This is a genomic window from Salipiger mucosus DSM 16094, from assembly GCF_000442255.1.
Classification (GTDB): Bacteria; Pseudomonadota; Alphaproteobacteria; order Rhodobacterales; family Rhodobacteraceae; genus Salipiger; species Salipiger mucosus.
On the sequence record NZ_KE557291.1, the window covers coordinates 19,068 to 29,570 of the forward strand.

The 10,503-nt window shown below is 70.6% G+C and carries 8 protein-coding genes; 1 reads left to right on the top strand and 7 read right to left on the bottom strand.

Annotated features, from left to right (window positions below; translation table 11 throughout):
• Nucleotides 1-223 precede the first annotated feature (223 nt).
• From pgeF to lgt, 3 genes are read right to left on the bottom strand one after another with little or no spacing between them, the layout of a single operon-like run.
• Nucleotides 224-979, bottom strand: coding sequence for a peptidoglycan editing factor PgeF (pgeF, locus tag SALMUC_RS26725; RefSeq protein WP_020042925.1), 756 nt, complete (start codon nt 977-979; stop codon nt 224-226).
• Complete coding sequence (locus tag SALMUC_RS26730) at nt 976-2,037, bottom strand: class I SAM-dependent methyltransferase (RefSeq protein ID WP_020042926.1); 1,062 nt, start codon at nt 2,035-2,037, stop codon at nt 976-978. The genes pgeF and SALMUC_RS26730 overlap by 4 nt, the downstream gene beginning before the upstream one ends.
• On the bottom strand, nt 2,034-2,921 hold the full coding sequence (gene lgt, locus SALMUC_RS26735) for a prolipoprotein diacylglyceryl transferase (protein WP_020042927.1): 888 nt from the start codon (nt 2,919-2,921) through the stop codon (nt 2,034-2,036). Before lgt ends, SALMUC_RS26730 begins: the two co-directional genes overlap by 4 nt.
• Before the next feature lie 93 nt (nt 2,922-3,014).
• Here lgt and SALMUC_RS26740 point away from each other — a divergent pair, with 93 nt between their 5' ends.
• Nucleotides 3,015-3,266: an accessory factor UbiK family protein gene (locus tag SALMUC_RS26740; RefSeq protein WP_020042928.1), complete on the top strand. Its 252-nt coding sequence runs from the start codon at nt 3,015-3,017 to the stop codon at nt 3,264-3,266.
• Between the two features lie 16 nt (nt 3,267-3,282).
• Here SALMUC_RS26740 and SALMUC_RS28625 read toward each other — a convergent pair whose 3' ends face one another.
• The 4 genes from SALMUC_RS28625 to SALMUC_RS26765 all read right to left on the bottom strand — a co-directional run.
• On the bottom strand, nt 3,283-4,467 hold the full coding sequence (locus tag SALMUC_RS28625; protein WP_020042929.1) for a calcium-binding protein: 1,185 nt from the start codon (nt 4,465-4,467) through the stop codon (nt 3,283-3,285).
• Between the two features lie 269 nt (nt 4,468-4,736).
• Nucleotides 4,737-7,121 (bottom strand): calcium-binding protein, encoded by a 2,385-nt coding sequence (locus tag SALMUC_RS26755; protein WP_020042930.1) that lies wholly within the window; start codon nt 7,119-7,121, stop codon nt 4,737-4,739.
• 191 nt (nt 7,122-7,312) lie between these two features.
• Complete coding sequence (locus SALMUC_RS31625) at nt 7,313-9,502, bottom strand: calcium-binding protein (RefSeq protein WP_020042931.1); 2,190 nt, start codon at nt 9,500-9,502, stop codon at nt 7,313-7,315.
• A 237-nt stretch (nt 9,503-9,739) separates the two neighbouring features.
• A partial coding sequence (locus SALMUC_RS26765; RefSeq protein WP_020042932.1) for an efflux RND transporter periplasmic adaptor subunit occupies nt 9,740-10,503 on the bottom strand: 764 nt, incomplete at its 5' end.

Genomic DNA, 10,503 nt, shown 5'->3' on the forward strand with positions numbered 1-10,503 from the left:
CGGGCTGCGGGCCCAGGGCAGTCGGACCTGCGACTGCCGGGCCGTGGCGATCACCGATTCGAGAAAGCGGTTGGGTCTCTTCACTGGTCTGCTCCGTGCTCTGCCGCGTGGCGGTTCAGCGCCGCCCCCAGCCAGCAGCTTTGCCCCGAAATGGGGCCGACTATTGGCAAGCCAGGGACAATTGCGTGCACGGGTCGGGTTCGTTTCCGCCGGCCCGCCACATTTACAGCCGGATGCAGGCGATGAGCCGGCCGTAATCCGCCTCGCGTGCGTGGGTCGCACGCCGGTAGGAATAGAAGCGCGCCGGGTCCGAGTAGGTGCAATGCCGCGTCCATTCCGCCTCGACCCCGGCCTCGCGCAGACGGTGCAGCCCGTAGGCGGGCAGGTCGAAATGCACCCGGTCGCCCTCGCCACCGGCGAAGAAGCGGGCGTTCTGCGGGTCCTCGGCGATGAAGTCCTCGAGGAACTCGGGACCGACCTCGTAGGCGGACTGGCTGATCGTGGGGCCGATGACCGCGCGAATGTCCTCGCGCGTCGCCCCCAGCCTGACCATCGCCTCCACGGTCTCCTCGAGCACGCCGTCCAGCGCCCCGCGCCAGCCCGCGTGCGCCGCGCCGATCACGCCGGCCTCGCCGTCTGCGAAGAGCACCGGCTGGCAGTCCGCCGTCAGCACCGACAGCGCCACTCCGGGCGTCGCGGTGACCATGCCGTCGGCCTGCGGGCGCGGCTCGCCGGGCGGGCCGTCGACCGTGACGACATCTGCGGAATGGACCTGGTGGACGGTGGCCAGCGCGGCGGGCGCAACCTCCATCGCCTGCGCCACGCGGGCGCGGTTGATCGCCACGATCTCGGACTGGTCGGACGAGCCGATGCCGCAGTTCAGACCTGCGAAGACGCCGGACGAGGCGCCGCCCTTGCGGGTGAAGAACCCGTGGCGCAGCGGGGTCAGAAGGTCCGAGGTGATGATCTCGAGGGTCATGACGTCACTCCGGGCGGGGCTGCGGCGCCCGGGGCGTGCAGCCCGAGCACCTTGAACAGCGAACCCATTTCGTCGGGGTGCGTCAACCTGCGATGTGCGGCGACGTGGCTGTCGAGCGCGGCACCGGACAGTGCCCTGGCCAGCCCCTGCGCCCGCGCGGTGATGCCCAGCCGCTCGAGAAAGACCCCCTGCGGCGTCAGGCTGCCGTGGGGGCAATCGGCCGCTTCGGCCAGCGCGCGGAAGTCCACATGCGCGGTCAGATCGGCCTGCCCGGGCGCCGCCAGCGGGTCGGTGCGCTCGTGCGCCTTCACCGCCTGGAAGGTGTCGCCGGTGCTGCCCCAGTCACCGTAATCCACGATCAGCGCGGCGCCGCCATGCGCGGCGATCCGCCGGCCGATCTCCTGCGCGAGGCCCTGCGCCGGCGCGCAGGTCTCGACCATGTCGCCCTCGGCCGTATCCGTCAGCCGGTGCTCGAGCGCCGCCTGCGCCGAGGGCTCGGTCAGGCCGAAGGCCAGCGCGCCGTCGCGCAGGCCGATCACGCGCTCGGACCAGGCGTCGCCGTTGCGCAGGAACTGCCGCACGGGCAGGACGTCGAAGAACTCGTTCGCCAGCAGGAAAAGCGGCCCCTCGGGCAGCGTCTCGAGGCTGTCGTGCCAGGTCGGCGCATGCCCGGCCAGCAGGCTGCGCTGCGCCTCGCGCAGCGGCGGCGCGGCCTCGACGAGGTGCAGCTCGGCGGCCTCGGCCAGCCCCGGCACCGCCCGCATGGCGCGCAGCGCGTCGGCGGCCAGCGTGCCCCGGCCGGGCCCCAGCTCGGCCAGCACGATGCGGTCGGGGCGGCCCTGGTCGACCCAGGCCTGCGCCAGCGACAGGCCCAGCAGCTCCCCGAACATCTGGCTGATCTCGGGCGCTGTGGTGAAATCGCCCGCGGCGCCCAGCGGGTCGCGCGTGGTGTAGTAGCCGTGCTGCGGATGCATGAGGCACAGCGCCATGTACTCGGCCACGCTCATCGGGCCCTCGGCGGCGATACGGGCGTGCAGGATCTCTTCCAGCGGGGTCATCGCGTCCTCCGCGCCCGCAGGATCAGCGCCGCGCCCAGCAGCAGCATCGGCAGCGACAGCATCTGCCCCATGGTCAGCCCCCAGCCGCCGACATGCCAGGCCAGCCCCAGCGGGTTGTCCGGCGTCACGAATTGCGCATCGGGCTGCCGCACGAACTCCACCAGGAAGCGCGCCAGCGCGTAGCCGGTCAGGAACACGCCCGCGACCAGCCCCGGCCGCTTCAGCGCGCCGCGCGCGAAGGCCAGCCAGAGCAGTACCGCGCCCAGCAGCAGTCCCTCGAGCCCGGCCTCGTAAAGCTGCGAGGGATGCCGCGCGCAGAGCTCGCCCAGCGGCTGCCCGCAGGCCTGCGCCGCATCGCCGGGAAAGATCACGCCCCAGGGCAGCTCGGTCGGCCGTCCCCAGAGCTCGGCGTTGACGAAATTCGCCAGCCGGCCCAGCAGCAGCCCCGGCGGTGTCGCCAGCGCCAGCATGTCGGCGGTGGGCCAGACCGGCGCACGCCGCGTCAGGCAGAAGCCCACCATCGCCGCGATGACGCCCAGCAGCCCGCCGTGAAAGGCCATGCCGCCCTCCCAGATGCGCAGCACCTCGAAGGGATGCGCGGCGTAATAGGCCGGCTGGTAGAACAGCACGTAGCCCAGCCGTCCGCCCAAGATGATCCCCAGGATCAGCCATGTCAGGAACTGCTCGACCTCTTCCGCCGACATCGGCGGACGCTCGTCGCGCCACAGGGCAGGGCGCCGCACCGCCGCGACGGCCAGCCGCCACCCGATGAGGATGCCCACGATATAGGCGAGCGCGTACCAGCGCAGCGCGAACTCGAAGCCGAGGATCGAGATCGAGACGATCTCGGGCGACAGTGGCGGAAAGGGAATGGCGGCCTGCATGGCGCGTCTCTGCCCCCGCTCTCGGAGGGAAGTCAACCTTGTGGCCCGGGGCCTCGGGCCCATATAGAGGGGAAGTGAACAAGGGAGTTCCCGATGCAGACGCGAAACAAGGTGTTCGACGATATCTCGCAGCTCATGACGAACGCCATGGGCGTCGCGCAGGGCGCGCGGGAAGAGGCCGAGACGGCGATGAAGTCGATGATCGACCGCTGGCTGGCCGAGCGCGATTTCGTCACCCGCGAGGAATTCGACGCCGTCCGCGCGATGGCGCAGAAGGCCCGCGAGGAGAACGAGGCGCTCAAGGCCCGTCTCGACGCGCTCGAACAGGGCGGCCCGCAGGGCTGATCCCCGCGCTCCGGCGTCAGATGAGGAAATCGTCTGCCGCGAGCGACAAGACCCCGGCAAGCTCGATCTCGAAATCGGGCCTGCCGTCGCCGTCCATGTCGGCCTCGACCACGGTGTCGCCGTTCTCGTGGCGATACCCCAGCTCTCCGGCCGTGCCGGACAGCCCGTTCAGCCCCACGAAATCGAAGGCCTGCTTGAAGCCCTGCGTCGTGTCGGCGTCGAAGCGGCTGATCTCGATGCGGTCCTCGCCCGGTGCGAAGTCGGTGATGACGTCGCGGCTGCCGGCGCCCGGGCGCGACTCGGCGGCGTTGAAATAGATGAAGCGGTCGCGCCGGTCGTCCGGCCCGCCGGTCATCACGTCCGCGCCCATCCCGCCGTATAGCGCATCCGCGCCGCCCTGTCCGTCCAGCACATCGTCGCCCGCCCGGCCGTAAAGCCGGTCCGACAGGGCGCCGGTGCGAAAGACGTTGGCCCCCGCATCGCCGCGCAGCTGGTCGACGGTGGACCCGGTGCGGAACTCCTCGACATTGGCGAAACGGTCGCCGACCGCGTCGCCGTACAGGTAGGCCTCGGTCTGCAGGTCGACCCGGACCGAGCGCGTCGCCCCGACGTAGGAGACGATGTCGTGCCCCGGCCCGCCGTCGATGTCATCGGCCCCGGCGCCGCCCTCCAGCACGTCGTTTCCGGGCCCGCCGATCAGCCGGTCATCGCCGGCGCCGCCGTCCAGCCGGTCGGAGCCGCCACCGCCGCGCAGCGTGTCGTCGCCTTCCAGCCGCAGCCAGTCGCTCGGCGCGATGGTGTCGGGGGCATCCCTGCCGTCGATCAGCCAGTCCGGCCCGTTCAGATGCGCCCGGAAGGCCGCCACGTCGAGCCGCCCGGTCACCGTGGTCTCGCTGCGCGTCACCAGCTCGAACATCTCGTGGCCCGTGATCGACAGGCCCGTGATCTCCATCCAGTCGAGGAAGTTCGGCAGGTCCGACAGGTCCAGCTCCTTCAGCACGATCTCCTCGATCACGCCGCCCAGGAACTCGTCTCCCGAGGTCTCGGGCATCAGCCCGGAGCCGCGCAGCAGCGCCGTGTTGTCGGCGCCCGACGAGACCCCCATGCTGGTGCTGAAACCGCGTGCCACGCCGCCGTGGAAGGCGCCCGCAAGTTGGTCGAAACGCGCGGCGAGATCGCCGCTGACGGTGATCGAGGGCATGGGAGGGGCTCCGTCCGGCGCGAGGGGAAAACGGCGCTGGCGGGTGGCGCCATCCCGCGCGGCCATGTCCCGCGCACCGGCGCGGGCACCGCGGAACACTCTGGCGCAGCCACGGAGAATTGGCCCGTCTCACGGGCACTTGCAAGTCCCCCGGCTTCAACAATCCGTTGCCCGGCGCGTCCCTCTCACAAGGTGCGGGCAGACAAGAAAACGCCGGCCGGGGGATCCCCGGCCGGCGTCCGTCCCGTGCCTCACGGCATGAGACGCGATCAGAGCACGAAGTCGCTGTCCATCAGGTCCACCGAGCCGGTCAGCGTCAGCTCGAAGTCGGCCATGCCGTCGCCATCGGTGTCGCCCATGACCATCGTGTCGCCGTCGGTCATGGCATAGGCCAGCTCGCCCGCCGTGCCCGAGAAGCCGGCGTCGCCCTCGAACATGAAGGCCTGGTCTTCGGCGGTGCCGACGTCGGCGTCGATGCGCGACAGGTCGATCAGGTCGTCGCCTTGGGCGAAGTCGGTGATCGTGTCGGTGCCCGCCGCCATGTCCGAGCTGTCGCTGGCGCTGAAGTAGACGAAGCTGTCCATGCCGTCGCCGCCGGTCAGCATGTCGGCGCCGAGGTTGCCGTAGAGCATGTCGTTGCCCTCGCCGCCCTCGAGCATGTCGTCGCCCTTGAGCCCGAAGAGCCGGTCGTCGCCCTGGGAGCCCATGATCTCGTCCATGCCGTCGGTGCCGCGCAGGCCGTCCGAGCCCTGGCTGCCCATGACCGTGTCGCCCATCTCGCCGATCTCGCGCGCGGTGTCGTCCATCGCGCCGCCGGTGATGCTGAGGTTGGAGTTCGACACGGCCAGCACGCCGTCACCGAAGCCGCGGTTGGCAGTGTTGCCGCTCAGGTCCACGTCGGTCAGCTCGGTAAACCCGCCGTTCGAGAAGACGCCGCCGCCGCCCTGGTCCTCGGCGGCGGTGCCGTTGGCGGTGTTGTTGGTGATCTCGGTATCGCTGACGGACATCCGGCCAATGGCCGAGTTCCACAGTGCGCCGCCCTCTGCCGAGGCGTAGTTCATCATGAACGAGGCGTTCGAGATCGTCGTGACCACCGGGCCGGTCACATGGATCGCGCCGCCGTTGCCGGGCATCGGGCCGGTCGAGTTCGAGTTGAAGTCGGTGCCGTCGATGGTGAGGCCGCCCTCGATGCCTTCGATCGCACCGCCCGCGCGGCGGGCCGTGTTGAAGGTGAAGGAGCCGCCCGAGATGTCCACCGCGCCGGCCGTCGTCAGCATGCCGCCGCCCGAGCCCGAGGCGCCGGTGGCCGCGTTGTCCATCACGTCGGTATCGACCAGGTTGAAGGTGCCGCCGTTGTTGAACAGCCCGCCGCCGCCGTTGTCGGCATCGTCGCCCTGGGCGATGTTGCCGAAGACCAGCGAGTTCTCGACCGTCATGGTCGAGCCTGCGTTGTTCCACAGGCCGCCGCCTTCCGAGGAGGCCACGTTGCGGTTGATGCTCGAGTCGCTGATCGTGACCATCGTGCCGTCGGTGCCGGTCACATGCACCGCGCCGCCGTTGCCCGGCGCCGCGCCGGTGCGGTTGTTCACCAGGTCCGTGTCGCTGATGTCCACGGTGCCGTCGATCACCTCGATGCCGCCGCCGGCGCGCGCCGCCGTGCCGCCCGAGATCAGCGACGAGTCCACGGTGACCATGCCGTCGGTGCTGAAGAGGTTGCCGCCCGAGCCGGCCTCGCCGGTGGCGTCGTTGCGGTTCACGGCCGAGTTGGTGACCTCGAGGGTGCCGCCGTTGTTGAAGATGCCGCCGCCGCCGTTGTCGGCGTCGTCACCGCGCGCGGTGTTGAAGCTCACCACCGTGCTGGTAACGGTCATGGTGGACTCGGCATTGTTCCAAAGGCCGCCGCCCTCGGAGCCGGCCGAGTTGCCCCGCACGAGGCTGTTCATGATGTCGACGTTCGCCGGGCCGGTGACGTGCAGGCCGCCGCCGTTGCCGGGGTTGTCGCCCGTCGTGTTGTCCACGATGCGCGTCGACATGATCTGCAGGTCGCCGGTGCCGACCTCGATGCCGCCGCCGGCCCGCGCCGCCTGGCCGCCCGAGATGTCCGACCAGCCGATCGTCGCGTCGCCCGAGGCCGTCAGCACGTTGCCGCCCGAGCCGGATTCGCCGGTCGCCACGTTGTCCGAGATGTCCGAACGCAGGATTTCCAGCGAGCCCTCGGAGTAGACGCCGCCGCCGCCCATGCCGGCCGCGTCGCCGGTGGCCGTGTTGTCCGTGACGCTGGTCCGCAGCAGACGCACGAAGGCGTCCTCGCCGACCCAGACGCCGCCGCCGTTCTCGGCCACGCCCTCGGTGATGCCCAGGTCCTGGACGGTGTAGCGGCCCGACTGCGCCATGAAGACGCCGGTGCTGCCGCCGCCCGAGATGGTGATGTCCGACATGCCGTCACCGTCGACGTCGCCGTCGATGACGTTGTAGCCGCTGGCGTCGAGCGTCAGCGCGCCTTCTTCCAGCGTGATCGTGCCCGACAGTCCGTCCGCGAACTCGATCCTGTCGCCCTCGCGCGTGTCGTCCATCATGCCGATGGCTTCGCGCAGGGTGATCTCGGAATCCGCGGCCGTGGTGTCGTCGAGGGTCGTTACCGTGATGGTGGCCATGTTACTCTCCTTTATGGCGTCTCCTCCGGAGCGCTGGCGCGGCCCTCAGGCCGCCAGTGCCACACGCAGTCACGGGTCCGGCCTTTGGAGAGTTTCGGTGCCGGCCAAAAAAATTACGCCGGGGAATGCCCCGGCGGAAAACGGACGCCCGGCCGCAGCGGGCCGGGCGCCGGAGCCGACAGGCGACCCGATCAGATGAGGAAGTCGCCCGCGGTCAGCGTCATCACGCCCGTCAGCTCGATCTCGAAGTCCGGGATGCCGTCGCCGGTCACCTCGGCCTGCACGATGGTGTTGCCGCCCTCGTGCCGGTAGCCGACCTCGCCCGCGCCCAGCGTCGCGGCATCTCCGACAAAGGTGAAGGCCTGCTTGAAGCCCTGCGTCGTGTCCGCGTCGAACCGTTTGATCTCGATGCGGTCCTCTCCGGCCACGAAGTCGGTGATGACGTCGCGGTTGCCGTCGCCGGGCCGGGATTCGGCGATGTTGAAGTAGATGTAGCGATCCCGCCGGTCCTCCTGGTCGCCGCCTGACATCGTGTCGGCGCCCATCCCGCCGTAAAGCGCATCCGCCCCGTCCTCTCCGAAGAGCCTGTCGTCGCCCTGCCGCCCGTAAAGCCGGTCGCTGAGCCCGCCGGTGTAGAACTCGTTCGCCGCGTTGTCGCCGCGCAGCTGGTCCACGGTGCCCCCGGTCTGGAAGACCTCGACATTGGCAAAGGTGTCGCCCACCGCGTCGCCGTACATGAAGGCGTCGTTCAGCAGGTCCACCCGGACCGAGCGCGTCGCGCTCACGTAGCTCGCCACGTCGCGGCCCGCTCCGCCGTCGAGGTGATCGCCGCCCGCGCCTCCCTCCAGCGTGTCGTTGCCCGCAAGGCCCAGCAGCGTGTCGTCGCCCGCGGTGCCGGTCAGCAGGTCGTTGCCCGCCCCGCCGGTCACCACCCTGGCATCCGCCATCGCGCGCAGCTCGGCGGCGGTGTAGTCCGTGCCCGCGAACCGGAACTTCTCGACCCGCCAGAAGCGGTCCGTGGCCTCGCCATCCACGACGTAGATCCAGGCCCCGCCGCCATCGACGATCTGCACATCGTCGATCCCGCTGGCAAGGTAGGCGCTGTCGACGCCCGGGCCGCCGTCCACGTCGTCCGAGCCCGCGCCGCCGATGAAGGTGTCGTTGCCCGCGCCGCCGAACATCTCGTCGTTGCCCGCGCCGCCCTCGAAGCGGTCGTCACCCGCCGCTCCGAAGAGGAAGTCGTCGCCGTCCTCGCCCGTGAGGGTATCGTTTCCCGCCGCGCCGAAGATCCCGTCGTCCGCCTCGGTGCCCGTCAGCACCTCGCCCGCGTCCGAGGGGGCCACGATCTCGGTCTCGAAGAGCGTCGTGAGCCCCACCGCCTCGGACATCGCGAGGTAGAGTTCCTCGACCCGGTCGTCGAGCGACTCCAGTGCCTCGAGCGCCGCGGCGACAAAGCTCTCGGCCGCCGCCTGGATCGTGTCGAAGGCGGCGAAGAGCGGGTCGAGGATCTCGTCGATGGCATCCTGCACGAAGCCGAAGATGTTGGTGTTGAAGCCCAGCCCGTTGAGGATGCCGATGACGATGTCCTCGATGGCGTTCTGCACGAAGCCCGCGAAGCTGCTGATCGCGTCGATGGCGTCGATCAGGTTCCAGGTGGGCAGGGGCCAGATGGTGATGTCGATATCCAGCGCGTCGTAGATGTCGCGCGCGATGTCCGCCGCGCTGGTGAAGACCGCGAGCGCCTCGTTCATCGCCGCGCGGATCTCGGGCAGGTCGGGCAGCAGCGCCTCGATCCGCGCGATGGCCGTCTCGTAGGCCGCCAGCGCCGTCTCGACCGGGGCAAGCAGCGCCGCCTTGGTCTCGAGCCAGGGTTGCAGGCCGGCGCTGAAATCCGCCATGCGCGCGCCCAGCTCGAAGCGGTTGGGCACGATCTGGCCGCCCATCGTTGCCTCCAGGAGATCCGCCTCGAAGGCCCGGTTGTCGATCGAGGCCGTCACCGTGGCGCGCAGCTGCCCGATCGCCGTCAACGTGCGGCCCAGCACATCCGATGCGATCTGCGCCGGCTGCCACGCGCGGTCGAGCGCCTCCATCACGTCGACCTGGCGCTCGATGGTGTATCCCACCGTGTTCGAGACGGTGTTCAGCTGCCGGATGGCAAAGCCGATGCCGTAGGGCAGGTTGCCAAGCGCGTTGACGATGACGTTCGGCAGGTCGACGGCGGTGACGCGGGTGTCGAGATAGTCCGCGATGTCGCCGGGCAGGTTCAGCGCCGTATCGCCGAGGGTCTGGGCGTTGCCCAGCCGGTCGTAGAGGAAATTCAGGGTGTCGTTGTCGTCCCGCAGCACGCGGACATCGGCGACATATTGGTCGACCTGGGGCATCTCGAACGTCCTTGTTAAATCCGCCACGGACGCAGGTCCGGGGTCCTGCCGCGGCGGGTCTGAAATTGTCTGTTCAAAAAAGAAACGGCGCCGCCCGGCGGCACCCGGTATAAAACGTGTCGGCGAGGCTAGCATGCCCGAGGGGATCGGGCCAGCGTTCAGCGCGGCCCGGCCGGTGCCTTCAGAAGGCGTTCGCGCGTCCCCGGCCCCGATGGGGCCCGCTTTGCGGGGTGCGGCTCACGCGCCGCCGCGCGGCGCGATGCGCGCGCCGTCCACGAGGTCCGCGCCGGGGTAGAGGACCACGCGCGCGCCCTCGTCCAGCCCCGAGACCACCTGCGTCGCGGTCCCGTTGCCCGGCCCGGTCGCGACCGGCGTCAGCACCGCGCGCCCCTCGACGGCGCGGAAGACCGCCCAGTCCCCGCCGTTGCGGAAGAGCGCGCTCGAGGGCAGGCGCAGGGCCTCGTCCGACTCCCAGGTCACGATGCGCAGCACCACGCGGAAACCGTGGCCAAGGCCGGCGCGCGCCTCGAGCGGGCCGGTGAAGCGCGCGGTCACGGTCACGCGCTGTTCCTCGACCCCCAGCGCCGAGACCTTGGTCTCGCCGCGCGGCGCCACCCGCGTCACCTCGGCGGCCAGCGGGTCTCCGCCCCAGTCGGCAACGATGGCGCGGTCTCCGGGCGCGACCTGCACCGCGTCCGACGAGATCAGCTCGGCCACGACCTCGAGGTCGCCCGCCACGTCGCCCACCTCGATGACCGGGGCGCCGGCGGGCAGGATCGTCTCGCTCTCCTGGATCACCTGCAGGATCTGCCCCGAGATCGGGGCGACCAGCGGGATGTCCTCGGCCAGCGCGCCGCCGATCGCCGCCGAGGTCGCCGGCCCGTCGAAGCCGATGAGCTGCGCCTGCGCGTTGCTGACCTCGGCCTCGCGCATGGCCACGGCGGCGCGCGCGGTGTCGAGCCGCGCGCTCGCGGCCTGCGCATTGCTGCGGGCGCGGTCCA

What these genes read in the sequence shown, in the direction of transcription:
- pgeF (WP_020042925.1), bottom strand. Translation starts at nt 979, where the DNA reads ATGACCCTCGAGATCATCACCTCGGACCTTCTGACCCCGCTGCGCCAC.
- SALMUC_RS31625 (WP_020042931.1), bottom strand. Translation starts at nt 9,502, where the DNA reads ATGCCCCAGGTCGACCAATATGTCGCCGATGTCCGCGTGCTGCGGGAC.
- SALMUC_RS26730 (WP_020042926.1), bottom strand. Translation starts at nt 2,037, where the DNA reads ATGACCCCGCTGGAAGAGATCCTGCACGCCCGTATCGCCGCCGAGGGC.
- SALMUC_RS26755 (WP_020042930.1), bottom strand. Translation starts at nt 7,121, where the DNA reads ATGGCCACCATCACGGTAACGACCCTCGACGACACCACGGCCGCGGAT.
- SALMUC_RS28625 (WP_020042929.1), bottom strand. Translation starts at nt 4,467, where the DNA reads ATGCCCTCGATCACCGTCAGCGGCGATCTCGCCGCGCGTTTCGACCAA.
- SALMUC_RS26740 (WP_020042928.1), top strand. Translation starts at nt 3,015, where the DNA reads ATGCAGACGCGAAACAAGGTGTTCGACGATATCTCGCAGCTCATGACG.
- lgt (WP_020042927.1), bottom strand. Translation starts at nt 2,921, where the DNA reads ATGCAGGCCGCCATTCCCTTTCCGCCACTGTCGCCCGAGATCGTCTCG.